Origin of the sequence: Stenotrophomonas sp. TWI169 (genome assembly GCF_039674705.1) — a bacterium.
Classification (GTDB): domain Bacteria; phylum Pseudomonadota; class Gammaproteobacteria; order Xanthomonadales; family Xanthomonadaceae; genus Stenotrophomonas; species Stenotrophomonas maltophilia_P.
In genome coordinates this window covers 34,980-60,818 of the sequence record NZ_JBDJOB010000004.1, presented here as the reverse complement: position 1 = coordinate 60,818, position 25,839 = coordinate 34,980, and the positions used below count along the sequence as shown (strand labels likewise).

The 25,839-nt window shown below is 67.8% G+C and carries 23 protein-coding genes; 6 read left to right on the top strand and 17 right to left on the bottom strand.

The window, feature by feature from the left end:
• Window positions 1-310 precede the first annotated feature (310 nt).
• Window positions 311-3,085 carry a DNA polymerase I gene (gene polA / locus ABE543_RS04445; RefSeq protein ID WP_346475354.1) on the bottom strand — a complete coding sequence of 925 codons (2,775 nt, stop codon included), beginning with the start codon at window positions 3,083-3,085 and terminating at the stop codon, window positions 311-313.
• Between the two features lie 99 nt (window positions 3,086-3,184).
• Between polA and ABE543_RS04440 the strand changes: the two genes are divergently transcribed.
• Complete coding sequence (locus ABE543_RS04440) at window positions 3,185-3,469, top strand: DUF2782 domain-containing protein (RefSeq protein WP_053519930.1); 285 nt, start codon at window positions 3,185-3,187, stop codon at window positions 3,467-3,469.
• Window positions 3,470-3,590: 121 nt separating this feature from the next.
• On the opposite strand, the gene ABE543_RS04435 is transcribed toward ABE543_RS04440, so the two are convergent.
• The 9 genes from ABE543_RS04435 to ABE543_RS04395 all read right to left on the bottom strand — a co-directional run bounded on the left by ABE543_RS04435 (window position 3,591) and on the right by ABE543_RS04395 (window position 12,392).
• A complete protein-coding gene (locus ABE543_RS04435; protein ID WP_053519931.1) occupies window positions 3,591-4,037 on the bottom strand; it encodes a universal stress protein in 447 nt (148 codons plus the stop codon).
• Window positions 4,038-4,199: 162 nt separating this feature from the next.
• Window positions 4,200-4,754: a hypothetical protein gene (locus tag ABE543_RS04430; protein WP_049433087.1), complete on the bottom strand. Its 555-nt coding sequence runs from the start codon at window positions 4,752-4,754 to the stop codon at window positions 4,200-4,202.
• 125 nt (window positions 4,755-4,879) lie between these two features.
• Window positions 4,880-7,072 (bottom strand): DNA helicase II, encoded by a 2,193-nt coding sequence (uvrD, locus tag ABE543_RS04425; protein ID WP_053519932.1) that lies wholly within the window; start codon window positions 7,070-7,072, stop codon window positions 4,880-4,882.
• 9 nt (window positions 7,073-7,081) lie between these two features.
• Entirely contained in the window at window positions 7,082-8,503 is a 1,422-nt protein-coding gene (locus ABE543_RS04420) for an FAD/NAD(P)-binding protein (protein ID WP_346475353.1), read from the bottom strand.
• A gap of 69 nt (window positions 8,504-8,572) precedes the next feature.
• Window positions 8,573-9,991, bottom strand: coding sequence for a cardiolipin synthase (cls, locus tag ABE543_RS04415; RefSeq protein ID WP_053519935.1), 1,419 nt, complete (start codon window positions 9,989-9,991; stop codon window positions 8,573-8,575).
• 118 nt (window positions 9,992-10,109) lie between these two features.
• Entirely contained in the window at window positions 10,110-10,358 is a 249-nt protein-coding gene (locus ABE543_RS04410; RefSeq protein ID WP_197571457.1) for a hypothetical protein, read from the bottom strand.
• Window positions 10,359-10,841: 483 nt separating this feature from the next.
• The gene (gene rpmG, locus ABE543_RS04405) at window positions 10,842-11,009 is read right to left on the bottom strand and encodes a 50S ribosomal protein L33 (RefSeq protein ID WP_169411268.1); all 168 of its coding nucleotides are present in this window, start codon (window positions 11,007-11,009) and stop codon (window positions 10,842-10,844) included.
• A gap of 10 nt (window positions 11,010-11,019) precedes the next feature.
• Window positions 11,020-11,256, bottom strand: a complete 237-nt coding sequence (gene rpmB / locus ABE543_RS04400) for a 50S ribosomal protein L28 (RefSeq protein WP_005411638.1) — start codon at window positions 11,254-11,256, stop codon at window positions 11,020-11,022.
• A 242-nt stretch (window positions 11,257-11,498) separates the two neighbouring features.
• The gene (locus ABE543_RS04395; RefSeq protein ID WP_053517725.1) at window positions 11,499-12,392 is read right to left on the bottom strand and encodes a LysR family transcriptional regulator; all 894 of its coding nucleotides are present in this window, start codon (window positions 12,390-12,392) and stop codon (window positions 11,499-11,501) included.
• A gap of 107 nt (window positions 12,393-12,499) precedes the next feature.
• On the opposite strand from ABE543_RS04395, the gene ABE543_RS04390 reads away from it, so the two are divergent.
• The gene (locus ABE543_RS04390) at window positions 12,500-12,889 is read left to right on the top strand and encodes a RidA family protein (protein WP_065181415.1); all 390 of its coding nucleotides are present in this window, start codon (window positions 12,500-12,502) and stop codon (window positions 12,887-12,889) included.
• A 34-nt stretch (window positions 12,890-12,923) separates the two neighbouring features.
• On the opposite strand, the gene ABE543_RS04385 is transcribed toward ABE543_RS04390, so the two are convergent.
• Entirely contained in the window at window positions 12,924-13,610 is a 687-nt protein-coding gene (locus ABE543_RS04385; RefSeq protein WP_346475352.1) for a hypothetical protein, read from the bottom strand.
• Between the two features lie 142 nt (window positions 13,611-13,752).
• On the opposite strand from ABE543_RS04385, the gene ABE543_RS04380 reads away from it, so the two are divergent.
• From ABE543_RS04380 to ABE543_RS04365, 4 genes are read left to right on the top strand one after another with little or no spacing between them, the layout of a single operon-like run.
• Window positions 13,753-14,088 carry a hypothetical protein gene (locus ABE543_RS04380; protein ID WP_053517722.1) on the top strand — a complete coding sequence of 112 codons (336 nt, stop codon included), beginning with the start codon at window positions 13,753-13,755 and terminating at the stop codon, window positions 14,086-14,088.
• A gap of 56 nt (window positions 14,089-14,144) precedes the next feature.
• Window positions 14,145-15,398, top strand: coding sequence for a TolC family protein (locus tag ABE543_RS04375; protein ID WP_053517721.1), 1,254 nt, complete (start codon window positions 14,145-14,147; stop codon window positions 15,396-15,398).
• Entirely contained in the window at window positions 15,395-16,600 is a 1,206-nt protein-coding gene (locus tag ABE543_RS04370) for an efflux RND transporter periplasmic adaptor subunit (RefSeq protein ID WP_346475351.1), read from the top strand. The genes ABE543_RS04375 and ABE543_RS04370 overlap by 4 nt, the downstream gene beginning before the upstream one ends.
• Before the next feature lie 10 nt (window positions 16,601-16,610).
• Window positions 16,611-19,820, top strand: a complete 3,210-nt coding sequence (locus ABE543_RS04365) for a CusA/CzcA family heavy metal efflux RND transporter (protein WP_346475350.1) — start codon at window positions 16,611-16,613, stop codon at window positions 19,818-19,820.
• 123 nt (window positions 19,821-19,943) lie between these two features.
• Here ABE543_RS04365 and ABE543_RS04360 read toward each other — a convergent pair whose 3' ends face one another.
• The 6 genes from ABE543_RS04360 to ABE543_RS04335 form a co-directional block, all read right to left on the bottom strand.
• Window positions 19,944-21,716 (bottom strand): DUF885 family protein, encoded by a 1,773-nt coding sequence (locus tag ABE543_RS04360; RefSeq protein ID WP_346475349.1) that lies wholly within the window; start codon window positions 21,714-21,716, stop codon window positions 19,944-19,946.
• A 243-nt stretch (window positions 21,717-21,959) separates the two neighbouring features.
• Window positions 21,960-22,301, bottom strand: a complete 342-nt coding sequence (locus ABE543_RS04355; protein WP_053517717.1) for a lipid-A-disaccharide synthase N-terminal domain-containing protein — start codon at window positions 22,299-22,301, stop codon at window positions 21,960-21,962.
• Window positions 22,301-23,023: a glycosyltransferase family 2 protein gene (locus ABE543_RS04350; protein ID WP_065174256.1), complete on the bottom strand. Its 723-nt coding sequence runs from the start codon at window positions 23,021-23,023 to the stop codon at window positions 22,301-22,303. Before ABE543_RS04350 ends, ABE543_RS04355 begins: the two co-directional genes overlap by 1 nt.
• 89 nt (window positions 23,024-23,112) lie before the next feature.
• A complete protein-coding gene (locus ABE543_RS04345; RefSeq protein WP_065181412.1) occupies window positions 23,113-24,078 on the bottom strand; it encodes an NAD-dependent epimerase/dehydratase family protein in 966 nt (321 codons plus the stop codon).
• A gap of 29 nt (window positions 24,079-24,107) precedes the next feature.
• Window positions 24,108-25,031, bottom strand: coding sequence for a ParB/RepB/Spo0J family partition protein (locus ABE543_RS04340; RefSeq protein WP_053517713.1), 924 nt, complete (start codon window positions 25,029-25,031; stop codon window positions 24,108-24,110).
• Window positions 25,031-25,828 carry a ParA family protein gene (locus tag ABE543_RS04335; protein WP_053517712.1) on the bottom strand — a complete coding sequence of 266 codons (798 nt, stop codon included), beginning with the start codon at window positions 25,826-25,828 and terminating at the stop codon, window positions 25,031-25,033. Before ABE543_RS04335 ends, ABE543_RS04340 begins: the two co-directional genes overlap by 1 nt.
• Window positions 25,829-25,839: the final 11 nt, after the last annotated feature.

Below are 25,839 nucleotides of genomic sequence, written 5' to 3'. Positions count from 1 at the left end.
GGGCGGTGGCCCAGCCTAGCAGCCGGCAGCCTGCCGGCGGCGCAAATAAAAAGCCCCGCTGACCAGGGGGAGGTCAACGGGGCCGGGGAACGGGCACTTGGGGAGGAGTCCCCGTTCCGAGATCTGCTCCAGGGGATGGGAGAGATCCACAACAGGCATTGCGCCTGTCGAGAGCTATAGAACCACTCCGAACACTAACGGTTCGTGAAGGGAGCCAATTTAATGAACCGCGATGGGGCGAGTATTCATGGCCGAGTCAGAAACTGTGGCCAGATGAACAAATTCACGTCGTTTCAGGACCGAAAGCGACTCAGTGTGCCTCGTCCCAGTTCTTGCCTACGCCGGTGTCGACCACCAAAGGAACGCGCAACTGTGCCGATTGCGACATACGCTGCACCACATTTTCCCGCAGCTCCTCGACAAACGCAGTCTCGGTTTCGAACACCAGTTCATCGTGCACCTGCAGGATCATCCGCGCCGGCGCCCCGCTGTCGCGCAGCCAGCGGTCAACATCCACCATCGCACGCTTGATGATGTCGGCAGCCGTGCCCTGCATCGGCGCGTTGATCGCCGCGCGTTCAGCACCGGCACGCAGGCCCTGGTTGCGTGCATGGATATCGTTCAGATACAGGCGGCGGCCGAACAGCGTTTCCACATAGCCCTGGTCACGGGCCTGCTGGCGCATCCGCTCCATGAAGTCACGCACGCCCGGGTAACGGCTGAAGTACAACGCCACATAATCCTGCGCCTGGCCCCGGTCGATGCCGAGGTTGCGGGCCAGGCCGAAGGCACTCATGCCGTACATCAGGCCGAAATTGATCGCCTTGGCCGCGCGGCGCTCGTTCGGCGTCACCTCGTCCAGGGTGCGGCCGAACACTTCTGCGGCGGTGGCGCGGTGCACGTCGGCGCCCTGCTCGAAGGCGCGCACCAGGCCCGGGTCTTCGGACAGGTGGGCCATGATCCGCAGTTCGATCTGCGAATAGTCGGCTGCCAGCAGCTGGCAGCCTTCCGGTGCGACGAAGGCGCGGCGGATGCGGCGGCCATCTTCGGTGCGGATCGGGATGTTCTGCAGGTTCGGGTCCGAGGAGGACAGGCGGCCGGTGGCAGCGCCGGACTGGTGGTAGCTGGTGTGCACCCTGCCGGTATCCGGGTTGACCATCTCCGGCAGCTTGTCGGTATAGGTGCTGCGCAGCTTGGCCAGGCCACGGTAATCGAGGATCACCCGCGGCAGCTCATGCTGGTCGGCGATCGCCTCCAGCGCCTCTTCATTGGTGCTGGGCTGGCCCTTCGGCGTCTTCACCACCGCCGGCAGCTTCAGCTCGTCGAACAGCACGGCCTGCAGCTGCTTCGGCGAATCCAGGTTGAAACTGCGCCCGGCCAGCTCGGTGGCCTTCTGCTGCGCGGCCAGCATGCGCGAAGACAGGTCCTGGCTCTGCCGGCGCAGCTCGTCGGCATCGATGCGCACACCGTTGGCCTCGATGCTGGCCAGTACCGGCACCAGTGGCATCTCGATGTCGCGGTACACGCTGTCCAGGGCCGGTTCGGCCAGCAGCTGCGGTTGCAGCGCGCGGTGCAGGCGCAGGGTGATGTCGGCGTCCTCGGCCGCATAGCGGCTGGCCTCGTCGATGCCCACCTGCGAGAACGGAATCTGCTTGGCGCCCTTGCCGGCCACGTCCTCGAACTTGATGGTGGTGTAGCCCAGGTAACGCAGGGCCAGCGAATCCATGTCGTGGCGGGTGGCGGTGGAATTGAGCACGAAGCTCTCAAGCATGGTGTCGTCGTGGTAACCCTGCACCTCGACACCATGGCGCCGCAGCACATGCAGGTCGTACTTGCCGTGCTGGCCCAGCTTCTTCCTTGCCGGGTCCTGCAGTACCGGGCGCAACGCGTCCAGCACCTGCTGCAGCGGCAGCTGCGCCGGTGCGCCGGGGTAGTCATGGCCCACCGGGATGTAGGCCGCCTTGCCCGGCTCGACCGCCAGGCTGACACCGACCAGGCGCGCGCGCATCGCATCCAGCGCATCGGTTTCGGTATCGAAGCTGATCAGGTCAGCCTGCTGCAGCCGCTCCACCCAGGCCTGCAGCTGTCCGCTGGTAAGCACGGTCTCGTATTCACCTGGCGCGGCCAGCGCCGGATCCAGCGTGCCCTCGGCCGGTGCCTCCGCACTGCCACGGGCGAAGCCGGCCGCCGTGCCACGCAGGCTCGGTGCCGCCTCGCTGGCCACGGCCGGTGCCGGCAGCGGCGCCCCCAGTTCCTTCAGGGCCTGGGTGAAACCGTAGCGCGTGTACAGCTCGGTCAGCGCCGGAACGTCCTGTTCGCGCAGCGCCAGCGTGGTCGGGGTGGCCTCCAGCGCGACGTCGGTGCGGATCGTCACCAGCTCGCGGTTCAGCGGCAGGCGCTCCAGCGCCGCACGCAGGTTCTCGCCGATCTTGCCCTTCATGGACGGCGCGGCGGCCATCACGCCCTCCAGGTGCTGGTACTCGGCCAGCCACTTGGCGGCGGTCTTCGGCCCGCACTTTTCCACGCCCGGCACGTTGTCGACGCTGTCGCCCATCAACGCCAGCAGGTCGACGATCTGGTCGGCGCGCACACCGAACTTCTCCATCACCGCCGCGTCCGAATCCATGCGGCTGCCGGTCATGGTGTTGACCAGTTCGATGCCCGGCCGCACCAGCTGGGCGAAGTCCTTGTCGCCGGTGGAGATCGTCACCTTCAGGTCCTGCGCCTGGCCCTGCAGGGCCAGCGTGCCGATCACATCGTCGGCTTCCACGCCCGGAACGCGCAGGATGCTGATGCCCAGCGCTTCGACGATGCGGCACATCGGCTCGACCTGGCTGCGCAGCTCGTCGGGCATCGGGGGACGGTTGGCCTTGTACTGGTCGTACAGGTCATCACGGAAGGTCTTGCCGGGCGCATCGACGACGAACGCGACGTAGGCCGGCCGCTCCTTCAGCGTCGAGCGCAGCATGTTGACCACGCCGAACAGCGCGCCGGTGGGCTCGCCCTGTGCATTGGACAGGGGCGGCAGCGCGTGGAACGCGCGGTACAGGTAACTGGACCCGTCGATCAGGACTAATCTGCTCATGCAGCGATTCTACGCGCCTGTCCCTGCACAGCGGCGACACGGCGCATGCCCGACGATGGGGCATAATCGAATCTCTTTCCAGGCAAAGGACCACCGCCCATGAAGACTCTGATGCTGGCCTCCCTGCTCCTGCTTGCCGGCTGCGCCAGCATGGGTGGCGCCGGGGCGCCCCCGGTCGACGTCAAGGGCGCCGAGGTCTCCAGCCGCACCATGAGCAACGGCGACACCATCGAGGAGTACCGCGTGGCCGGGCAGCTGCGCATGGTCAAGGTGACGCCGTCGCGGGGTGCCCCGTTCTACATGTACGACAAGAACGGCGATGGCCGCATGGACACCGACAAGGACGGCGTCTCGCCGGTGTACTGGAAGCTCTACAGCTGGTGATGTGACAGGGGTCGGATCCCTTTCCGCAGGATCCGACCCCAGCGAGCCCGGCTGCACAAAAGATGACGCCGGCGCGCATCCTGCGGCCGGCGTCGTTGTCCCCTCCCCGGGAACACGTGCCTCAGCGGATGACCAGCACCGGAAGCGTGCTGCGTGCCAGCACCTCGGCGGTCTGGCTGCCCAGCAGCACGCGGGTCACGCCACGACGGCCATGCGAGGTCATCACGATCAGGTCGCTGTTGCGCTCGGCAGCGGTCTCGATGATGCCGTCGGCCGCGTAGCGGTCCAGTACGTGCACCGGGTTGGCGGTAATGCCCTGTTCGGCGGCCTTGGCCAGCGCCGGCTGCAGCACCTTCTGCGCGCCTTCCTCGCGGTCGGCCTTGTACTCGGGGCTGTTCATGTAGCCCACGCTCCAGCCCATGGCGTCGTACATGCCGACGGCCCACGGCTCGGAAACGGTGACGATATCGACCTCGGCGTTGAGGTCCTTGGCCAGCTCCAGGCCCTTGGCCAGGCCCTTGTCGGCCAGCTCGGACCCGTCGGTGGCGATCAGGATGCGCGTGTACATGGTGGGGCTCCGTGGCAATCCGCCGGATGGGAACGCCACCATTGCACACCCGATGTGCACGTGGCGCTTTGAGCAGGATCAATCCGGCGCCTGTAGAGCCGAGCCCATGCTCGGCTCCGGATGGATGAGCCGAGCGTGGGCTCGGCTCTACAGGTGGCCCTCTCAGGCGATCTGCACCACGCGTGCGTTCTGGCACAGCGGGTAGCTGGCCACGAACCCGGCGATCGCATCACGCATCGCCTCGAACGACTGGCCGTACATGTACAGCGCGGTCTCGGTCGGGCCCTGCCACCAGCTGCAGATCTCACCCAGGCCATCGATGCGTTCGGACAGCTGTTCGAACACATGGTTGGAATCGCATTGTTCGTAGACCTCGTCCGGCAGGTTCTGGCCATCCAGATAGATGCCCAGCCCTTCGGTGACGCCGAAACCGCGGTCGCCGTCCCCGGCGCCCTGCACCTTCGACCCCTTCGGCGCGCCCAGCTGCTCCAGCAGATCGATCAACTTCGGCACACCTGCCGCGTCATGAAGCGCCACCTCGATGTCGCCGTACTCGACCTCGCCGTCATCGGAGAGGGCGGTCCCGCCGCCGGTGATTTCGCCCACTTCGGCGGCCTGCAGCAGCGCGTCCAGCGGATCCTCGAACAGCTCGTGGCGATGCTCAGGCTGCAGCCTGGCGTTCAAGGTCACGGTGACATGCAGCGTGGGCTCGGTCATGGGGGCATTCCTGGAAGAGATGCCGCCTATTGTAGAGCCAAGCCCATGCTCGGCTGCTTTTCCCACCAGAAGCAGCCGAGCATGGGCTCGGCTCTACAGGTATCCCAGCGACCCCTCGACGGGAATCAGATCACCGTCAGGTTGGCGTAGGCCATCACCAGCCACTTGCTGCCGGCGTCGGCGAACTCGACCTGCACGCGGGCGTGGGCGCCGTTGCCTTCGTAATCGGTCACCATGCCTTCGCCGAACTTGGGATGGCTGACCAGCGCGCCGAGCTTGATCGGCGGCAGCTCGATGGCGGCATGCCCCATCACCCGGCTGCTGCCCAGCGACGCGGGGCGCGAGACCTGCACCTTCGGCCGCACTTCATGCAGCAGCCCGCGTGGAATCTCACGCAGGAATCGCGAAGGCAGGCTGTAGTTGTCCTGGCCATGGATGCGGCGTGATTCGGCGTAGCACAGCACCAGCTTCTGCCGCGCCCGGGTGATGCCCACATACGCCAGGCGCCGCTCTTCCTCCAGCCGGCCGCTTTCTTCCAGCGAACGCGCGCTCGGGAACAGGCCATCCTCCATGCCGGCCAGGAACACCAGGGGGAATTCCAGGCCCTTCGCCGAATGCAGGGTCATCAGCTGCACGCCGTCCTCGCCGGCCTGCGCCTGGCCCTCGCCGGCCTCCAGCGCAGCGTAGGCCAGGAACGCCACCAGCTCGTCCATGTCCTCGCCCACTTCCTCGATGTCATCGGCCCGCCGCACGAAGCGTGAGGCGACCGAGACCAGTTCGTCGAGGTTGTCGGTGCGCGATTCGGAGTCGAGCGAATTGCGGCTTTCCTTGCTCCAGTGCTCACGCAGCTGCGAGCGCGAGAGCACGTGGTCCACGCGCTCGGCCAGGGTCATGTCCCGGGTCTGCGCCTGCAGTTCGTTGACCAGCACCAGGAAGCCCGCCAGTGCGTTGCGCGCACGCGCGGCCAGCGCATTGCCCTGGGTGACCAGCATGGTGGCTTCCCACAGCGAAATGCCCTGCGCTCGTGCCTCGCGCCGCACTTCGTCGAGGGTGCGTTCACCGATGCCGCGGGTCGGCGTGTTCACCGCGCGCTCGAAGGCGGCATCGTCGTTGCGGTTGGAGAGCAGGCGCAGGTAGGCCAGCGCGTCCTTGATCTCGGCGCGTTCGAAGAAGCGCATGCCGCCGTACACGCGGTACGGCACCTGCTCGCTCAGCAGAGCTTCTTCCAGCGCGCGCGACTGGGCATTGCTGCGGTAGAGCACGGCCACTTCGGTGTAGCTGCCACCATCGCGCACCCACTGGCGGGCACGTTCGACGATGTAGCGGGCCTCGTCCATCTCGTTGTACGCCGCGTACAGGTCGATCGGCTCGCCGTCACCGCTGTCGGTCCACAGCTGCTTGCCGATGCGATCGGGGTTGTGCGCGATCACCGCGTTGGCAGCACCGAGGATGTTGGCCGTGGAGCGGTAGTTCTGTTCCAGGCGGATGGTCTGCGCGCCCGGGAAATCACGCAGGAAGCCCTGCACGTTCTCCACCTTGGCACCGCGCCAGCCGTAGATGGCCTGGTCGTCGTCGCCGACCACGAACACATGGCCGGACTCCCCGGCCAGCACGCGCACGAAGGCGTACTGGATGGCATTGGTGTCCTGGAACTCGTCCACCAGGATCTCGCGGAAGCGGGCGCGGTAGTGCGCCAGCAGGCCGGGATTGTCACGCAGCAGCTCATGCGCGCGCAGCAGCAGTTCGGCGAAGTCGACCAGGCCGGCACGGTCGCAGCGCGCCTGGTACTCGATGTAGGCCTGGCGCATGGTTTCCAGCCACGCATCGTGCGGCTCGGGCTGGATGTGCTGCGGGCGGCGGCCTTCATCCTTCTGTTCGTTGATCCACCACGCGATCTGCTTGGGCGGATGCTTGCCGTCGTCGATCTCCAGCGCCTGCACCACACGCTTGACCAGCCGCAGCTGGTCGTCCGAATCCATCACCTGGAAACCTTCGGGCAGCTTCGCGTCCTGCCAGTGCAGGCGCAGCAGGCGGTTGGCCAGGCCGTGGAAGGTACCGATCCACATGCCACGGCTGCCATGCGGCAGCTGTGCGTCGATGCGGTGGCGCATCTCGCCGGCGGCCTTGTTGGTGAAGGTCACCGCGAAGATGCCATGGGTCGGCACGCCTTCGACTTCATGCAGCCAGGCGATGCGGTGGGTAAGTACGCGGGTCTTGCCGGAACCGGCACCGGCCAGCACCAGGTGGTGGCCGGGGGGAGCGGAGACGGCTTCGCGCTGGGCCGGGTTCAGGCCATCAAGCAGGTGGGAGACATCCATGCCCCCATTTTACGGCATCGCCGTCGCGGCTCCTGCGACCACCTGGGTGGCCAGTGCCTGCGCCTGCTGGCGCAGTTCAGGCACCGCCAGGCTTTCCCACAGGCTGCCGATGCGCAGGCTGCCAAGTACGCCCAGCCGCGCCTGCGGCTGGCCGCCGGCGCTGCGCACGCGGTCGCCGGGCACCGTGCTGTCCAGGCCCAGCCCATGCGGCCCGGGACGGGCCAGGCCATCGGCCTGAAGCTGCTGCAGCAACGGATTGCGCAACGCGGTGGCGCGGGTCTCCACACCGGTGGCGTTGATCACACCCCCGATCGTCCACTGCTGCGGGTGTCCGGCCGCATCGTGGCCCGACAGCTGCAGCGCATCGCCCTCACGCCAGACCCGATCCAGGCGTGCGCGATGCACGCGCAGCTGACCGCTGGCCTGCAATGCGCGCAACTGTGCATCGACCTCTTCGGCGATGCGATGGCGATGTACATCCCAGTAGCGCACCACATGGCGCAGGAACCGCCGCTGGTCGGCCTCGTCGAGGCTGCACCACAGCGCCTGTCCATGCGGACGGAGGCGGTCCATCACGCCCTGCCAGGGCAGGCCATCCGCCTCGGCCCGGCGCACCTGCCGGCGCAGCGTGCGCAGGCGCTGGCGCAGCGTCATCGGCAGCAGGGGGGCAGGGTCGAAATCAGGCAGGCCCGCGTGCGCGTGCGGCAGCGGCAGCAGGCCGTGACGGGAAATCACATGCAGCGGGCCGGTGTGACCGGCCGCGACCAGCGCCAGCACCGTATCAGCCATGCTCAGACCGGAACCGACGATGGCCAGCGCGTGCGCGCCTGCCAACGCGCGCACGCCGTCGTAGTCCCAGGCTTCGACCACGGTGTCGGCAGGCAGTCCATCGGCACCGGCCACCGGCAGCGGACGCATGCTGTTGCCGGTGGCGAGCACCCCCTGCGCGGCGTGCCATGTGTGGCCATCGCCCAGCTGCAGGCGATAACCGGAGTCATCCGGAGCGAGGCCCCGCACCGGCTGCGCGATCACCTGCAGCTGCGCCGGGCTGGCCGCAACCGCCTCCTGCAGACGCTGCTGCAGGTACGCGGCGAAATGATGGCGGCCGACATAACGCTCGCCCAGTACCTCGCGCGTCTCGCCCGGGTAGGCGTTGACGGCCATCAGGTAATCGAGGAAGTCAGCCGGCTGCTCGGCGAACGCACTCATTTTCGCCGCCGGCACATTCAGCAGGTGCTCCGGCCACGGCGTGGCATAGGCGATGCCCTGGGCCAGCTGCGAGGCGGGTTCGAAGATGGCCAGCGCCAGTGGCGACCGGGCCTGGCGCAGCACCTGGATCGCCACCAGCACCCCGGCCGCACCACCACCGATGATCGCCAGGTCCAGTTCGCCATTACACGGTGAATCAGTCATGTGCCGATTGTAGGCCATCGGCCATGACGGGCCGGAGTGCCGCCGCGTGCGCAATGATCGAGACCGCTCGAGCTCCGGCGCACCGGTTCACATCAACGCGTCGGCCAGGCGTGCGATGCCTTCGCGGCTGCGGCGCCAGGCAGGACGCTTGCGCCACTGCTGCAGATCGAGCTGGCGCGACTGGCGCAGGTAATCGTCTTCAATGGCACACAGCTGCGTCACCAGCACGCGGTCGTAGCAGACCAGACCGATCTCGGCATTCAGCGCGAACGAGCGGATATCCATGTTGATCGAGCCGAGCACCGCGATGTCTTCATCCACGCTCATGTGCTTGGCGTGCAGGAACTGCGGCTCGTACAGGGCAATGCGCACGCCACAGCGCAGCAGCTCGTCGTAGTAGGCCTCCTGCGCCCAGGCGGTCAGCCGCTGGTTGTTGCTGGCCGACAGGATCAGCTGCACCTGCACCCCGGACAGCGCGGCGATGCGCAGCGCGCTCAGGGTCGCTTCGTCCGGCACGAAGTACGGGGTGACCATCACCAGCCGCCGGCGGGCCAGATGGATCAGTGCGGCGACGGCATCACGCGCGTTGCTGTACGGATAGGCCGGCCCGCTGGGCAGCAGCTGGGTGGCAACATCGTCGCTGCACTCGGGTACGTCGGCAATGACGTCCAGGCGCTGGCCGGTCTCGATGTACCAGTCGCTGGCGAACACGGCTTCCAGGTGTGCCACCGCCGGGCCGCGCACACGCGCCACCAGCTCGCGGTTGGGATGGCCTGGCACGAACTCCGGCCGTGCCAGGTTCTGCGAACCGATGTAGCCCACTTCGTTGTCGATCACCGCAATCTTGCGATGGTTGCGCAGGTCCATGCGGCCGCTGCGGCGCCAGCGCAGCCCGCCGGGCAGCATCGCCCGCACTTCGATATCGCGCGCCTGCAGGCGCTTGCGGTAGGCGCGCAGGCCGCGCTTGGCGCCCACCGCGTCCAGCAGCACCCTGCACTGCACGCCGCGGGCGGCGGCACGCTGCAGCGCCTCGACGATGGCCTCGCCCACCGAATCGTCGAACATCAGGTAGTACAGCAGGTGCACGCGGTCTTCGGCCTGGTCGATGTCGGCGATGAGCGTGTGCAGCGATTCGTCGTAATCGGTGAGCAGATCGACGGCGTTGCCGTGCACCGGCATGAAATCGCCCTGGCGCTGCACCAGCGGCACGATTTCCGCACTGGCCGTATCCGGTTCCGGCTTCCAGCGCAGGCGGCGCTGCAGCGCCTGCTCTTCGCGGATGACCTGCGAGGCCTCGGCCTGGCGGCGGATGCGCTCGCGCGACAGCCACGGGTGGCCGAACAGCAGATACAGCGGCAGGCCCAGCAGCGGCACGAAACCGACCAGCAGCAGCCAGCTGCGGGCCGCGCCCGGCGTGGTGCGGGTCGGAATCCAGCACAGCGCGACCAGCCGGATCAGCCAGTCGATCAGCAGCAGATACGATCCCAGCAACCACTCAACCAGCATCGCGTCGTCCGTCGGCAGGTGATGGGCCATTCTGCCCAGCAGGGTGTGTAGAGTCGAGCTTGCTCGACTGCCTCAGCGCAGCCGGGCACGGGCTCGGCTCTACAAGGGAGGGCGGGCTTCAATGCCGCACCGGTACCTCGCACAGCTGGCGCACCGATTCGGCGTGGCGGCGGCCGTTGAGCGCCATGCAGGCAATGGCCTGCGCCGCCCGCTCCAGCTGTGCATCCGGCAGCGGCGAGGAGGTACCCTTGCTCAGCGCCAGATGGTGGTCGCACAGCAGCAGCGCCATGCCCTCGATGCCTTCCAGCATGCGCTGCAGGCGCAGCCAGCCCAGTTCCAGGTCCTGCCGGTGTGATGGGGTGTTCATGCAGCCTCCTTCAACGGATCTGGCCACCGGTGAAGGTGGCGGACGATGCGTGGTTGCAATACCGGGAAGCAATCAATGAGCAAACGAACCGGCGGGCGCGAGGCCCCCACGCACCGTCCGCCATAGAGGCGGATAGGTCACCAACCGTCGCCGGAGGGATCTCCGGCGACGGCGGGCGAGTCTACTCATGATTGACTTCACGGGATTGCAAGCCCGGCCACTGCAGATGCAGCGGCTTGCCATCATGGACACAGCGAAGCCAGTGATTCCAATTGATTTGGATCGCGCGAAGTGCCGGAACCGGTAGGAAGAATCACTTATCGCATTCGGCCCATGATTCCGCGCACTGCGCCATAGGCGACAGCCTGCGCAGGGAGTACGGCAGGGCCGACCAACGGTCGGCACCCACCAGACCAGACGACAGGCATGAAAAAACCCGCCACAAGGGCGGGTTTCTTCGCGGGGACCAGCAATCCGTGCGGATTACTTGATCTTGCCTTCCTTGTACAGGACGTGCTTGCGCACGACCGGATCGTACTTCAGGAATTCCATCTTCCCCGGGGTGTTCTTCTTGTTCTTGTCCGTGGTGTAGAAGTGGCCGGTACCGGCCGAGGAAATCATACGGACCTTATCGCGCTTGCCTGCCATGATGCTTTACTCCTCAGACCTTTTCGCCGCGCGCACGCAGCTCAGCCAGAACGGAATCGATGCCGTTCTTGTCGATGGTGCGCAGTGCATGCGCGGAAACACGAAGCTTGACCCAGCGGTTCTCGCTGGCCACCCAGAAACGGCGCTCGTGCAGATTCGGCAGGAAACGACGACGGGTCTTGTTGTTGGCGTGCGAGACGTTGTTACCCGTCTGCACTCGCTTGCCGGAAACCTGGCATACGCGGGACATTGCGCACCTCGATAGTAGTTGTTGTCAGCCCGTAGCCCGGGAGACGGCGGCCTCGGTGGTTGCCCACCACACGTCAAGAGAATCAAAGGGTTACGCTGGCGTTGGGCGGCCGGGGACGTGCTCCCGGGGGCGCCGCCCGGCACGAAACCGGACACAGCGAGCCGCGCATTATGCATGCAATCAAGGCCTTGCGCAAGTTACCCACAGGAGCGGCCGGGCGTGGGCTCGGCCCTGCGGGTCCATCACCCCAGCGCTTCCACCACCCAGTCGATGAATACCCGCAGGCGCTGGCTCATGTGCCGGTTCGGCGCAAACATGATGTGCATCGGCATCGACGGCAGCTGCCAGGCCTGCAGCAGCGGCAGCAGTTCACCGCGTGCCACGTGCGGCTCGGCCATGTAGCTGGGCAGGGCGACCACGCCCAGCCCGGCCAGGCCGGCGGCGAGGTAGGCATTGCCGTCATCGAAGCCGACCGTATGGCGGCCCTGCACCTGGACGGTCTCATCGCCGCGCCGCGCGGCGAAGACCCGCGCCCGCCCGCTGCGTGGGCTGAGCAGCCCGACCATGTGGTGCTGCGGTCCCTCCAGCGCGCGCGGATGCTCCGGCAGACCAAAGCGCTGCACGTAGTCCGGGCTGGCGTGGAAGCCGATCGGCAGCTCGCCCAGCGGCCGTGCCACCAGGGCCGGGTCGGCCGGGGTGCCGCCACGGATCACGCAGTCGACGTTGTCGGCGATGACGTCGACCTCGCGGTCGCTGACGCCGATGTCCAGCTGGATCTCGGGGTAGCGCGCCTGGAAGTCCGGCAGTGCCGGCACCAGCCGCAGCCGCGCATAGGGCCCGGGCACGTCGATGCGCAGGCGGCCGCGCGGCTGCACGGCGGCATCGCCCAGGCCACCCTCGACCTCTTCCAGCTCGGCCAGCAGGCGGGCAATGCGGGGGTAGTAGGCCGCACCATCGGCGGTGACGCTGACCCGCCGCGTGGTGCGGTTGAGCAGGCGCAGACGCAGGTGCGCTTCCAGCTGCTGCACCAGCTGGGTCACCGTGGTGCGACTGATCTGCAGGGTCGTCGCGGCACGGGTGAAGCTGCCGGTCTCCACCACACGGGCAAAGGCGCGCATGGCCTCGAAGCGGTCCATCGGCGATCCGATTGTTTGGGTTGCGCGATCAATCTAGTCCGATCATCGCGGTATATCCAGACAACAATCGCGAGCAGGATGGCGGTTCTTCCCATCAGGCCCTTCCCATGTCACACCGCGATGTCGTTTTCCCCGTTGGCCGCCAGGCCCTGTATGACCGCAACCGCTACTCTCCGGCGATCCGCTCCAATGGCTTCCTGTTCGTCTCCGGGCAGGTCGGCAGCCGCGAGGATGGCTCGCCCGAACCGGACTTCGAGGCGCAGGTCCGTCGCGCCTTCGACAATCTCAATGCGGTGCTGGCCGCCGCAGACTGCACGTTCGATGACGTGATCGACGTGACCGTGTTCCTGGTCGATCCGGAGAAGAACTTCGAGAAGGCCTGGGCGATCGTGCCCGAGTACTGGGGAGAGGCGCCCCACCCCACCCTGACCGGTATCGGCGTGACCTGGCTGTACGGCTTCCAGTTCGAGATCAAGGTGATCGCGAAACTGCCGTGAGCGGAACGCCGCCGGCCCGCACCGGCTGCCAGGGCTACTCGGATGCGAACTGCAGCGTGCGGCGCCAGCGCAACGGCTTCGCCTGGCGGGACGGGTCGGGGCCGAACCGGCTCAACCAGCCTGCCGCAAGCGCACGCTCGCGCAGGCGCTCACCCACGCCCTCGGCATGCTCCACCTCAACGTGGGTCACATTGCCCTCCGCATCCACATCCATCGCCCAGACCAGCGTGCCCACCCACTCGGCCGGCGGAATGGACGCGTCGTAGTTCGGCCTCCCAGCCACGTACGGCTGGTCGTGCCGCAGGTACAGGGGCGACGTTTCGAGCCGGTGGTCCACGCGGATCTGCGCAGTGCCACGGCGCCCGTCGCCCAACACGGCGTCGACGGTCCACGTCCCTGCGGCACCGGCAGTGCCCAGATCGGCCTCGTAGCATTTCTTGCGGCCACGGTAATCCTCATGGGCCGTGCGCGAGACCCGTCCACCCTTGGCATCGCGGATCTCGATCTGCAGCCCACCCACGTCGGTGTCGTCGAGATCGGCGGCCACGCAGATACGATGGTCATGCTGTCCATCGGCAATGAACAGCTGTGTCTGCGAGCGCGCCAGTGCATCGGCCGGCGTCGGCGACCACAGGAATTCCACATAGACGTCGTCGGCTGCGCGGGCGGCCGGGCTGGCCAGAAGCAGCACCAGGCCTGCGGTGGCAATGCGTGCGTTCATCTTCCTGCCTCGGTGACGGGACTCGATGCGGGGCGGGGGTGGAACAGCGCAATCACCCCCAGCTGAACGGGAGATTCCGACGAATTCCCGAAGTGGCCATTGATATTGTATCCGGCGAAAACCGCTTGCTAGCCTCCCCTCCATGCGCCGGATCGCCCGCCACCTACGCTCGTACCTGCTGATGCTGCTGATGGCAGCATTCGTGGTCGTGCCGGTGGCCGACGCGCTGGCGTGTGCGGTGGAACCGCATGCCAGCGTGGCACATGTGGAGTCGGCGGCCGATGACACCGCAGGCGACAGTGACAGCAAGCACACCGGTGCCTGCACGCATAACCACTGCCACCATTCCACCTCCAGCCTGCCGGCGAACACCTTCGCCGCCTTCGATGCGCCGCTGCCGGCGCGCTGGATGACGGCCGGCGATGCGACGGCCTACGCCGTCGCCCAGGATGAACTGACGCGTCCCCCCCGGGCGTGAGCTGAGCGCGTCCCGCTGCTGCGGGCTCCCGTTTCACTCACAACCGGAATCCCCCTATGTCGATCCTGACACCACGGTCGCCGCGTGCGGCCGGGCTGGTCGTCGCCGTGTTGCTGGGCCTGGCCCCGGCGGCATCGGTGATGGCGCAAGCTGCTCCTTCCTACGACACCCTGCTTGAACGACTGGACCAGCTGCCCGGCGCCCGTGTGGGCTCGGCGCTGGCCGAGGCTGCCGACGCCCGCGCCGACCAGGCCCGTGCGCTGCCCAATCCTTCCCTTTCCTGGTCGGCCGAGAACGCGTGGGGCACCGGCTCCTACGGCGGCATGGGCAAGGCCGACAGTGTGCTCAGCCTGTCCCAGCCGCTGGAGGTCTGGGGCCAGCGCGGCGCGCGCGTACGTGCCGCCCGTGCCGAGGCCCAGGCCGCCAATCTGCGTGGCGCGCAAAGCCGCAGTGATGTTGCCGGCCAGCTGGCCGCGGCCTACGCACAGGCAGAGAGCGCATTGCGCCGCTACACCCTGGCCGAAGAGGCGCTGGCCCTGACCCGCGACGATGCCAAGGCCGTCAATGCCATGGTCAGGCAAGGGCGTGAACCGCAACTGCGTGCGGTGCAGGCGCAGAGCGAGGTGGCCAATGCCAGCGCCGCGCTGGACGAGGCGCAGGCCTTCCGCGACGCCGCGCTGGCGCGCCTGGCCGGCGCCGCGCTGCTGGATTCGCCGGTGCAGTCGATCGACAGCAGCCTGCTCGACCGCGCACCTCCGCTGCCACGCGGCGCCACCGATGCCGCACTCGCGGTGCGTATCGCCGAAGCCGAAGCCGATGCGGCCGGCCGGCTGGTGGACGTCGAACGCAAGCGGGCGCTGCCCGACCTGAGCCTGACCGCCGGACAGACCCGCTTCCGCGAAGGCGGCGAACGCGCTTACACGCTCGGCGTCAGCCTGACCGTGCCGTTGTTCGACCGCAACCGGGGCGGCATCCGTGCCGCCAGTGCCGACCAGCGCGCGGCCGAAGCCCGCCTGGACCAGCAACGCCGCGACAGCGAGGCCGGACGGCTGTCGGCCATTGCCGGGCTGAAGGCTGCCAGCAGCCGCACCCGCGCCGCCGATGAAAGCGTGGTGGCGGCCGAGGAAGCCTATCGGCTGGCCCGCGTCGGCTTCGATGCCGGACGCATCTCGCAGCTGGAACTGCGCAGCACGCGCAGCGCGCTCATTGCCGCCCGCGGCACCGCGGTGGATGCACGCCTGTCGCGCGTCGCCGCGGAAATCGATCTTGCCCGCCTCGAGGGGCGCGCACCCTTTATGGAGGCCCCATGACACTGTCCCGTTCCTTTCCCCTGCTTGGCGGCGTCGTGCTGGCCGTTCTCCTCGCCGGCTGCGCCGGCAACGCACAGACACCGGAAACAGCCGATGCCACTGCAGCCAAAGCCGGCAGCGATGACGGCCACGGGCACGCAGCCGACAGCCCGGACGCCAAGGCCGAGGCTACCAAGGCACCGGCCGACGCCGACGAAGGCGTGGTGCAGCTGACGCCGGAACAGATCAAGGCGTCCGGTATCGAAGTGGTGGCCGTCGGACGCGGTGGTGGCGGCTCCACCCGCCTGTCGGGCCGTGTCGAACCATCGGTGGGCGCACGTGCCTCGGTGGCGTCCACCGTGAGCGGTCGCGTCGAACGTGTGCTGGTGGCACCAGGCACAGCGGTGAAGCAGAACCAGGCCCTGGCGATCGTGGTCAGCGGCGAAGCCGCCGTGTTCCGCGCCAACGCTCTGGCCGCATCGGCCGAAGCCGAGGCGGCACGCCTGGCCTACGGCCGCGACAAGGCGCTGGTCGAACAGGGCGTGGTCGCCCGCCAGGAGCTGGAAGCATCGCGCGCCCGTTCGCTGGCCGCACAGGCGCAGGCGACTGCCGCACAGGCGCAGGCCGCGGCCAACGGTGCGCCCGATGCCAGTGGCCGCGTGCGCATCACCAGCCCGGTGAGCGGCATCGTCGGCAACGTCCAGGTCACTCCAGGTGGCGTGGTCGCCGCAGGCAGCGCGGTGGCCGATGTCGCCGATCCGGCGATGAACGAACTGGTGTTCACCGCACCGCCTGCGCTGGCCGCGCAGGTCACCCCGGGCATGACGCTGGACGTCACGGTGCCGGGCGGCAGCTTCACCGCCACGGTCACCGGTTCTGCGGCTGACGTGCGCCAGCAGGGCGGCGTGGCGGTCATCCGCGCGACGCCGGTGGAGGCGGCCTTGCCGCCGGCCGGTTCGCCGGTCTCGGCCAGGGTGGTCACCGAAAGCCGGGAGGGTGCACTGAGCGTGCCAGCCGATGCCGTGCAGAACGTCGACGGCAGCAGCGCCGTGTTCGTCGCCGTGGAAGGCGGTTTCAAGGCACAGCCGGTGCTGGCCGGCCGTCGTGCCGGTGATCGCATCGAGATCCTGGGTGGACTGAGCGGCAACGAGCGCATCGTCGGCACCAATGCCTTCCTGCTCAAGGCCGAACTGGCCAAGGGCGAAGCCGAGCACGGCCACTGAGGAGGCGACCATGTTCAAGCTCATCATTGAATCAGCGGTGCGCTTCCGCTGGCTGGTGGTGTTCCTGGCGGCGCTGATCGCGGCCTGGGGCCTGTTCCAGCTGGGCAAGCTGCCGATCGACGCCGTGCCGGACATCACCAACCGCCAGGTGCAGATCAACACGGTGGCACCTGCGCTGACACCGGAACAGATCGAGCGGCAGGTGACCTACCCGCTGGAAACCGCGCTGGCCGGCATTCCCGGCCTGACCACCACCCGTTCGCTGTCGCGCAACGGCTTCTCCCAGGTCACCGCGATCTTCACCGACGCGACCGACATCTACTTCGCCCGCCAGCAGGTGGCCGAGCGCATGCGTGAAGCGGCGGAAGATCTGCCCGATGGCGCATCGCCGCTGCTGTCGCCGGTCACCACCGGCCTGGGCGAGGTGCTGATGTGGACGGTGGACTTCACCCCGTTCGATCCCGCCCGGCTGGCCAGACCGGGGGATGCGGGCTGGCAGGCCGGCGAGGTCTACCGGACGCCGGAGGGCAGCCTGCTGCGCACTCCGGAAGAACGCGCCACCTACCTGCGTACGGTGCAGGACTGGATCATCGCGCCGCAGATGCGCTCCAGCACGGGATTGGCCGGCGTCGATACGGTCGGCGGGTACGTGAAGGAGTACGGCGTGCACCCGGACACTGCCAGGCTGGCTGCGCATGGCCTGGGCCTGGCCGACCTGGTCACGGCACTGCAGCGCGCCAACGTGCAGGCGGGTGCCGGTTTCGTGCAGCGTGCCGGCGAAGGCCTGGTGGTACGTGCGGACGGCCTGGCACTGACCACTGATGATCTGGCGCAGGCCCCCGTTGCGACCCGCAACGGCGTGGTGGTGCGCGTGGCCGACGTGGCCGATGTCGATCTCAGCCGTGCACCGCGCCTGGGCGCGGCCAGCCGCAATGGTCACGAGGCCGTGCTCGGTACCGCCCTGATGATCGCCGGCGGCAACAGCCGCACCGTCGCGCAGGCGGCAGCGGCGCGCCTGGAGCAGGTCAACAGGTCGTTGCCGGCCGACATCGTGGCCGTGCCGGTGCTGGACCGCAGCGTGCTGGTGAACTCCACCATCAGAACCGTGGCAAAGAACCTCACCGAAGGTGCGCTGCTGGTGGTGGTGGTGCTGTTCCTGCTGCTGGGCAACCTGCGCGCGGCAACCATCACCGCGCTGGTGATTCCGCTGTCGTTCCTGTTCGCCGTGATCGGCATGAACCGCTTCGGCATCAGCGGCAATCTGATGAGCCTGGGTGCGCTGGATTTCGGCATCCTGGTGGACGGTGCAGTGATCGTGATCGAGTCGACGCTGCTGATGCTGGGCCAGCGCCGCGCCGAACTGGGCCGTGCGCTGACCGCGATGGAACGTCTGCGCGTGGCGGCGGAGTCGGCGCGGAAGATGGCGCGTCCAGCGGCGTTCGGCCAGTTGATCATCCTGCTGGTGTTTGCGCCGATCCTGACCCTGGAAGGCGTGGAAGGAAAAACGTTTCATCCGATGGCCGCCACGTTCATGCTGGCTCTGGTGGGTGCCTTCCTGTTCTCCTTCACCTTAGTGCCGGCCATGGCTGCGCTGCTGGTGCGCGAGCCGAAGCTGAAGGAAAGCGGGGCGCACGCCGATGACGGCGAACACGAAACACGCCTGATCCGCGTGCTGCGCGCACGCATCGAACCGGTGATCCGCAAGGCGGTGGACCACCCGCGCTCGGTGCTGGCCGGCGCGGTGATGATGGTGGTGGTGGGCATCGGTTCGTTCTCGCTGCTGGGCCGCGAATTCATGCCGACGCTGGATGAGGGCAATGTGGCGATGCAGGCGCTGCGCGTACCGTCGACCTCGCTGGAGCAGTCGCTGGCGATGCAGCTGGCGCTGGAAAAGGCGATTGCCGGGCAACCGGAAGTGGAAACCGTGTTTTCGCGCACCGGTACCGCTGAAGCCGCGATCGACCCGATGCCGACCAACATCTCCGACAGCGTGATCGTGCTGAAGCCGCGCAAGGAGTGGCCCGATCCGACGCTGGACAAGGAGGCGCTGGTGGCGCGCTTCGAGGCGCTGGCCGGGCAGCAGCTGGGCAACAGCTTCGAGTTCAGCCAGCCGATCGAGCTGCGCTTCAACGAGCTGATCTCCGGCGTGCGCACCGACCTGGCGGTGATGATCTTCGGCGATGACTTCAGCCAGCTGCAGAAGGTGGCCGACCAGGTCGCGTTGAAGCTGCGTGCGGTGGACGGTGCGGCTGACGTGCGGGTGGAGCAGATTTCCGGCCTGCCGACCCTGAACGTGAAGATCGACCCTGTCGCCGCCGCGCAGTACGGGCTGACCGCTGCGGACGTAAGCGATGCACTGGCCACCGGCATCGGTGGCACGGCGGCCGGCAAGATCTTCGAGGGCGACCGACGCTTCGACGTGGTGGTGCGGCTGGACGATGCCGCACGCAACGATCCGGACCAGCTGTCATCGCTGCCGATTGCCACACCGGCCGGACTGGTCATTCCGCTGTCCTCGGTGGCCCGCATCACGGTCAGCGAGGGACCGAACCAGATCAGCCGCAACAATGGCAGCCGCCGGGTGGTGGTGCAGGCCAATGTGCGCGGCCGCGACCTGGGCGGCTTCGTCGGCGAAGCGCAGGCAGCGGTGGCCGACGTGGCGCTGCCGCCGGGCGCCTATCTCACCTGGGGTGGCCAGTTCGAGAACCTGCAGCGCGCGGAAAAGCGCCTGGCAACGGTGGTGCCGGTCGTGTTCCTGCTGATCGGCAGCCTGCTGTTCATGGCCCTGCGCAGTGGCAAGGAAGCCGTGCTGGTGTTCAGCTGCGTGCCGCTGGCGCTGGTCGGCGGCATTCTCGCCCTGCTGCTGCGTGGCATGCCCTTCTCGGTATCGGCTGCGGTCGGCTTCATCGCCGTGTCCGGCGTGGCCACGCTGAACGGCCTGGTGTTGATGCAGGCCATCCGCGAGCGGCTCGATGCCGGTGACCTGCCCCTGCAGGCGGCAATCAACGGTGCCGCCAGCCGGATCCGCGCGGTGCTGACCACGGCACTGGTGGCGATCGTCGGCTTCATTCCGATGGCGATCGCCAGTGGCTCCGGTGCGGAGGTGCAGAAGCCGCTGGCGACGGTGGTGATCGGTGGCCTGATCACGGCGACCGCGCTGACCCTGCTGGTGCTGCCGACCTTCGCGGCGCGCGTGGCCAGACCGCGGCCGGTGCGCTGAAAGACGACGGGGCAGGATCATGTGATCCGGCCCCGTCTGCCGCGCTTCGCGCTCGCCGGGCGTGGCCCGGCGCTACCACCGCGCATTCCGGTAGCGCCGGGCCATGCCCGGCGGCATTTCGGATCAGGCCTGCTTGCGCTGCGCGATATAGGCCTGGATCTGCTGTTCCAGTACCGGCAGCGGCACCGACCCCTGCTTGAGCACGGCGTCATGGAAACCCTTGACGTCGAACTTGTCGCCCAGCTCCTTCTCGGCCTGTGCGCGCAGGCGCACGATGGCGATCTCGCCGAGCTTGTAGCTCAACGCCTGGCCCGGCCAGGAGATGTAGCGATCCACTTCGGTGGTCACTTCGTGCTCGCTCAGCGCGGTATGGTCACGCAGGTAGGCGATGGCCTGTTCCCGGGTCCAGCCCTTGCTGTGCACCCCGGTATCGATCACCAGGCGTGCCGCGCGCCACATCTCGTAGGTGAGGCGACCGAAATCCTCGTAGGGCGTTTCATAGATGCCCATCTCCACGCCCAGCTTCTCGCTGTACAGGCCCCAGCCTTCGCCGTAGGCGGAGATGTAGGCGTTGCGGCGGAACTCGGGCTGTTCGCCCTGTTCGGCGGCGAGCGCGCCCTGCAGGGCATGACCGGGATCGGACTCGTGCAGGGTCAGCGCTGGCAGGTTGTACAGCGGCCGCGCCGGCAGGTTGTAGGTGTTGAGCCAATAGGTGCCCATGCCACCCCGGCCTGCGGTCCAGAACGGCGCGATGTCCGGCGGCACCGGCACGATGGTGAAGCGCGCGCGCGGCAGTGTCATGTACTTGCCGATGACACCATCGATGCGCTTGGAGATCCACGCCGCCCGATACAGCAGCTCGTTCGGGGTCTTGGCGTAGAACTGCGGATCGGTGCGCAGGAAGGTCAGGAATTCGCCGAAACTGCCCTTGAAGCCGACCTGCTGGATGATGTCGTTCATCTCCTTCTGGATGCGCGCGACTTCGCCCAGGCCGATGCGATGGATCTCATCCGGCGACAGGTCCAGCGTGGTGTATTCGTGGATCTGCTGCCTGTAGAACGCCTTGCCCTCCGGCATCGCTTCGGCCGCCAGGGTGGTACGCGCCTGCGGGACGTACTCGTTGACGAAGAAGGTACGCAGCTGCTGGAACGCCGGCACCACCTTGCCGCTGATCGCCGCACGGGCCTGCGCCTGCAGCTGCGCCTGCTCGGCCGCCGGAATGCTGGCCGGCAGCTTCCTGAACGGCGCGTACAGCGGCGACTCGGTGGGGTCCTTCAGCTCGGCGACGGTGGCAATGGAGACCTCGCGCCCGTCAAGCACCGCGCGGGGCACGCTGAAACCCCGCTTGAGTCCGGCGCGCATGTTCTCGGTCTGCTGGCCGAAATAGCGCGGCACATCGTCCAGGCGTGCGATGTAGTTACGGAAGTCCTGCGCGGTCTTCATCTCGCGCCGGGCCATGAACGAGAGATTGGACCAGAACGAGGAATCGGAGTTGAACGGCATCTCGTAGGCCCGCAGACGCACCTCCTCGGCGAGGTTGAACACCTGGTCGCGGTAGATCGCGTAGTTCACCTGGTTGTCGGCGCTGAGTGTCTTCGGGTCGATCTTCTTCAGCTCGGCCAGGGTCTGGTCCCAGACCTTCAGGCGCGCCTGCTGCGCGGCCGCGCCCACATCGGGCAGCCGCGTGGCGTTGGCCGGCGCGTCGCCATCCTCGCTGGCTTCACCGCCCCCGGCCTGGCGCCACTTCCATTCCTTTTCGTACAGCGCGCGGAAGGCGGCATCGGCCGCCGATTCGGTGGTCGCAGGGGCGGACGCCGCGAGCGCGGGCGGAGCCGCCACGACGGCAGCCGGAGCGGACAGGGCGATGAGCAGGGCAACGGCAAGACGGGTTTTCACGAGCACAGGTTCCCGGGAAGGCAGACGCCGATCATGGCACCGCCGGACAGCCGGGGCATGGTTCAAAAGTCCTGCCTGCGCTGCAGGACCGGTAACGCGGGGACCGCACACCTTCGCCGGGCATGGCCCGGCGCTACCGGCGTTCGATCCCGCCCAGGTGCCGCCTCAACGGTTGGATCGGTAGCGCGGGGCCATGCCCCGCGAGCGCGCAGCGTGCAGAACGGACACCGCTCCGGCGCTACCTCAATGGCTGGCTTTGTCCCGCTTCCAGCCGCGGTGCCGGATGTCCAGGTGCAGGCTGTACAGCGCGGTGAACGCCGGGAACAGGTTCTGCAGCACGCCCACCGAATCCTGCTTGGCCGAGAACAGGAAGTAGCTCAGCGTCATCAGGCTGCCGATCACGCTCATGTACCAGAACAGGCGCGGGATGACCGGCTTGCCGGCACGCCGGGAGGCGATGAACTGGACCAGCCAGCGGCCGCCGAACATCAGTGCGCCGGTATAGCCGATCAGCTTCCAGCCCGTCACATGCAGGCCGGTCCAGAACAACCAGGTCAGCGGCTGGTCGAGCCAGTGCAGCGCCATCATCGTTCTTCCACCGCGGTACGCCTGCTGCGGGTGATCAGCCAGGCAACGCCCCGCAGGTCGCGGATGCCGACCAGCGCACGGCCGAGGTTGTTGTACTTGGAGACGCCAGCGGTACGGTGACGATGGTTGACCGGCACGCTGGTGGTCTTCCAACCGGCACGCTGCATCAGCGCCGGCAGATAGCGGTGCATGTGGTCGAAATACGGCAGGTCGAGGAAGGCTTCGCGCTCGAACAGCTTGATGCCGCAGCCGGTGTCGGGCGTATCGTCGCGCAGCATGCGCGCCCGGATGCGGTTGGCCCAGCGACTGGCCCAGCGCTTGCTGCCGCTGTCCTGGCGGTTGACGCGCCAGCCGGCAAACAGCTTCACCTGCCCGTCGGCAGCATCGCGGGCCGCCAGCAGCTTGGGGATGTCGGCCGGATCGTTCTGGCCATCACCATCCAGGGTGGCGATCCACGGCGCACGGGCATGCTTGACACCGGTGCGCACCGCTGTGCTCTGCCCGCTCTGCTCGACATGGTGCAGCACCCGCAGCTCCGGCGTGGTGGCTTTCAGGCCCTGCAGCACCGCCAGGCTGTCATCGCGGGAGTGATCGTCGACATAGACGATCTCGAACGGCAACCGGCCCCGCAGTGCCGCGACGATTTCGGCGATCAGGGGCGCGACATTGTCGCGCTCGTTGAATACGGGGACGACAACGGAAAGCTCGGGTTGGCTCATGGGTCACTCGGCCAAGAGGGGACAAAGACCGCGCATTCTCCGAAGCCGAGGTTATCCGAAGATGAATCCGGCTGTGTGAGGATTGCTCCTCAGGCGCGATCGCCGAAATACTCGCGGCACCACTGGACGACGGGCGGCAGCCCCTGCTCGATCGGGGTCACCGCATCGAAGCCGAATGCGTCATGTGCGCGGCGGGTGTCGGCCATCGTGCGGACCATGTCGCCCGGCTGCATCGGCTTGTAGACCTTCTGCGCAGGGCGGCCGGCGGCCTGCTCGATGACGCTGATGAAGCGCTCCAGCTCGACCGGCGTATGGTTGCCGAGGTTGAATACCCGATGCGGTACCGGACCATCGGCCGGGTGCGCGAGCGCGCCGAGGATACCCGACACGATGTCGGAGACATGTGTGAAATCGCGCTGCATGCGCCCCTGGTTGAACACCTCGATCGGGCGCCCGGCCAGGACGGCACGCGAAAACAGCAGCGGCGCCATGTCCGGCCGTCCCCACGCGCCGTACACGGTGAAGAAGCGCAGGCCGGTGGCATGCAGGCCATACAGCTGCGCGTAGGTGTGCGCCATCAGCTCGTTGGCAGCCTTGGTGGCCGCGTACAGCGAGCGCGGCTGGTCCACGCGCTGGTCCTCGGAGAACGGCGGCGTGGCCGAATCGCCGTACACCGAACTGCTGGAGGCGTAGACCAGATGCTGCACGCCGCGGTGGCGGCACAGTTCCAGGATATTGACGAAGCCGACCAGGTTGCTGTCGACGTAGGCCTGCGGATTCTCCAGCGAGTAGCGCACCCCGGCCTGCGCAGCCAGATGGATCACCGCGCTCGGCTGCAGTTCGTCGAACAGCGCGGCCAGGCCTTCACGGTCGGTCAGGTCAAGCGTGCGCAGATCCAGCGTGGGGCACAGCGCGGCCACGCGGTCCCGCTTGATCTGCGGGTCGTAGTAGTCGTTGAAGTTGTCCAGGCCCACCACCGGCTGGCCCGCCTCCAGCAGCGCGCGGGCGGTGTAGGCACCGATGAAGCCGGCAGCGCCGGTGAGCAGGATGGTCATTGCAGGTCTCTGTCCACGTGCCGAGCGACTCAGCCCTGGCGGGTCCGCAGCTTTTCCAGCACGCCGTCGAGGGTATCCAGATCGGTGTAGTGGATGATCAGCTTGCCCTTGCCGCCGCGGCCGTGGCTGATCGCCACCTTGGTCCCCAGCGACTCGGACAGTTCGGTTTCCAGCGAGGCGATGTCGGCCTGCTGCACCTTCGGCGTGGCCGCCGGGCGGTTGCTCGGCACCTTGCCGGCGGCGAAGGCCTGCGCGCGGCGCTCCACTTCACGCACCGACCAGCCTTCATCGGCCGCTTCCTGCGCCAGCTTGCCGGCCAGTTCCGGGGCCAGGGTCAGCAGCGCGCGGGCGTGGCCCATTTCCAGGCGGCGGGTTTCCAGCAGCAGGCGGATGGCCACCGGCAGTTCCAGCAGGCGCAGCAGGTTGGACACCGCCGCGCGCGAGCGGCCGACGGCCTCGGCCGCCTCGGCATGGGTCAGGGTGAACTCGCTGATCAGGCGCTGCAGCGCCTCGGCTTCTTCCAGCGGGTTGAGGTCTTCGCGCTGGATGTTCTCGATCAGCGCCATCGCGATGACGGTGCGGTCTTCCAGTTCGCGCACCACCACCGGCACTTCGTCCAGACCGGCCAGCTGCGAGGCGCGCCAGCGGCGTTCGCCGGCGACGATCTCGAAGTTGCCCGCCGGCAGCTGACGCACCAGGATCGGCTGGATCACGCCCTGCGACCGGATCGAGTCCGCCAGTTCGGACAGCTTGCCCTCGTCCATTTCGCGACGCGGCTGGTACTTGCCCGGCTGCAGCTGGCCGACCGGCAGCTTGCGCAGCACCTCACCCGGCAACGGTTCGATCACCGCGGTGGTGGCCTGCACCTGGCTGACCGCTCCCTTCGGACCGAGCAGCGCATCCAGGCCACGGCCGAGGCCTCGCTTCTTGGCTGCCGGCTTGCTGCTGGTCATCAGACGGTCTCCACGGCCTTGGTGGCCTTGTTGCGTTCGTTGTTGCGACGGATGATCTCGCCGGCCAGGCCCAGGTAAGCCACGCCGCCGCGCGAGGCGCGGTCGTAGCCGACGATGCTCTGGCCGTGGCTGGGCGCTTCAGCCAGGCGCACGTTGCGCGGCACGATGGTACGGAACACGCGGTCGCCGAAGTGTTCGGTCAGTTCGGCCGATACGGCGTTGGCCAGGTTGTTGCGCACATCGAACATGGTACGCAGCACGCCCTCGATCTCCAGCGCCGGGTTCAGGCTGGCGCGCAGCGCCTCGATGGTTTCCACCAGCGCACTCAGGCCTTCCAGCGCGTAGTACTCGCACTGCATCGGCACGATCACCGAATCGGCGGCGGCCAGTGCGTTGAGCGTCAGCAGTGAAAGCGCCGGCGGGCAGTCGATCAGGATGTAGTCGTACTCGTCGCGGATCGGCGCCAGCGCGCGCTTCAGGCGCTGCTCGCGCTCGCCCTGCGCCATCAGCTGGATTTCGGCTGCGGTCAGGTCGATGTTGCCGGGCAGCAGGTCGTAACCTTCCGCGGTCTGCACACGCACGTCGGCGGCGGTGTTCTCGCCCAGCAGCAGGTCGCAGGTGGACGCCGCCAGCTCACGCTTGTCCACACCACTGCCCATGGTCGCGTTGCCCTGCGAATCCAGGTCGACCAACAGCACGCGCTTGGGTGCGTTGGCCAGGGAAGCGGCCAGGTTGACGGCGGTCGTGGTCTTGCCGACGCCACCCTTCTGGTTGGCGATGGCGATGATGCGGGCCATGCGGGTGTGCC

What these genes read in the sequence shown, in the direction of transcription:
- ABE543_RS04380 (WP_053517722.1), top strand. Translation starts at nt 13,753, where the DNA reads ATGCGCCGGATCGCCCGCCACCTACGCTCGTACCTGCTGATGCTGCTG.
- cls (WP_053519935.1), bottom strand. Translation starts at nt 9,991, where the DNA reads ATGCTGGTTGAGTGGTTGCTGGGATCGTATCTGCTGCTGATCGACTGG.
- ABE543_RS04385 (WP_346475352.1), bottom strand. Translation starts at nt 13,610, where the DNA reads ATGAACGCACGCATTGCCACCGCAGGCCTGGTGCTGCTTCTGGCCAGC.
- uvrD (WP_053519932.1), bottom strand. Translation starts at nt 7,072, where the DNA reads ATGGATGTCTCCCACCTGCTTGATGGCCTGAACCCGGCCCAGCGCGAA.
- rpmB (WP_005411638.1), bottom strand. Translation starts at nt 11,256, where the DNA reads ATGTCCCGCGTATGCCAGGTTTCCGGCAAGCGAGTGCAGACGGGTAAC.
- ABE543_RS04355 (WP_053517717.1), bottom strand. Translation starts at nt 22,301, where the DNA reads ATGGCGCTGCACTGGCTCGACCAGCCGCTGACCTGGTTGTTCTGGACC.
- ABE543_RS04370 (WP_346475351.1), top strand. Translation starts at nt 15,395, where the DNA reads ATGACACTGTCCCGTTCCTTTCCCCTGCTTGGCGGCGTCGTGCTGGCC.
- ABE543_RS04395 (WP_053517725.1), bottom strand. Translation starts at nt 12,392, where the DNA reads ATGGACCGCTTCGAGGCCATGCGCGCCTTTGCCCGTGTGGTGGAGACC.
- polA (WP_346475354.1), bottom strand. Translation starts at nt 3,085, where the DNA reads ATGAGCAGATTAGTCCTGATCGACGGGTCCAGTTACCTGTACCGCGCG.
- ABE543_RS04420 (WP_346475353.1), bottom strand. Translation starts at nt 8,503, where the DNA reads ATGGCCTACAATCGGCACATGACTGATTCACCGTGTAATGGCGAACTG.
- ABE543_RS04430 (WP_049433087.1), bottom strand. Translation starts at nt 4,754, where the DNA reads ATGACCGAGCCCACGCTGCATGTCACCGTGACCTTGAACGCCAGGCTG.
- ABE543_RS04435 (WP_053519931.1), bottom strand. Translation starts at nt 4,037, where the DNA reads ATGTACACGCGCATCCTGATCGCCACCGACGGGTCCGAGCTGGCCGAC.
- ABE543_RS04350 (WP_065174256.1), bottom strand. Translation starts at nt 23,023, where the DNA reads ATGAGCCAACCCGAGCTTTCCGTTGTCGTCCCCGTATTCAACGAGCGC.
- ABE543_RS04340 (WP_053517713.1), bottom strand. Translation starts at nt 25,031, where the DNA reads ATGACCAGCAGCAAGCCGGCAGCCAAGAAGCGAGGCCTCGGCCGTGGC.
- ABE543_RS04410 (WP_197571457.1), bottom strand. Translation starts at nt 10,358, where the DNA reads ATGAACACCCCATCACACCGGCAGGACCTGGAACTGGGCTGGCTGCGC.
- ABE543_RS04390 (WP_065181415.1), top strand. Translation starts at nt 12,500, where the DNA reads ATGTCACACCGCGATGTCGTTTTCCCCGTTGGCCGCCAGGCCCTGTAT.
- ABE543_RS04335 (WP_053517712.1), bottom strand. Translation starts at nt 25,828, where the DNA reads ATGGCCCGCATCATCGCCATCGCCAACCAGAAGGGTGGCGTCGGCAAG.
- ABE543_RS04440 (WP_053519930.1), top strand. Translation starts at nt 3,185, where the DNA reads ATGAAGACTCTGATGCTGGCCTCCCTGCTCCTGCTTGCCGGCTGCGCC.
- ABE543_RS04375 (WP_053517721.1), top strand. Translation starts at nt 14,145, where the DNA reads ATGTCGATCCTGACACCACGGTCGCCGCGTGCGGCCGGGCTGGTCGTC.
- ABE543_RS04365 (WP_346475350.1), top strand. Translation starts at nt 16,611, where the DNA reads ATGTTCAAGCTCATCATTGAATCAGCGGTGCGCTTCCGCTGGCTGGTG.
- ABE543_RS04345 (WP_065181412.1), bottom strand. Translation starts at nt 24,078, where the DNA reads ATGACCATCCTGCTCACCGGCGCTGCCGGCTTCATCGGTGCCTACACC.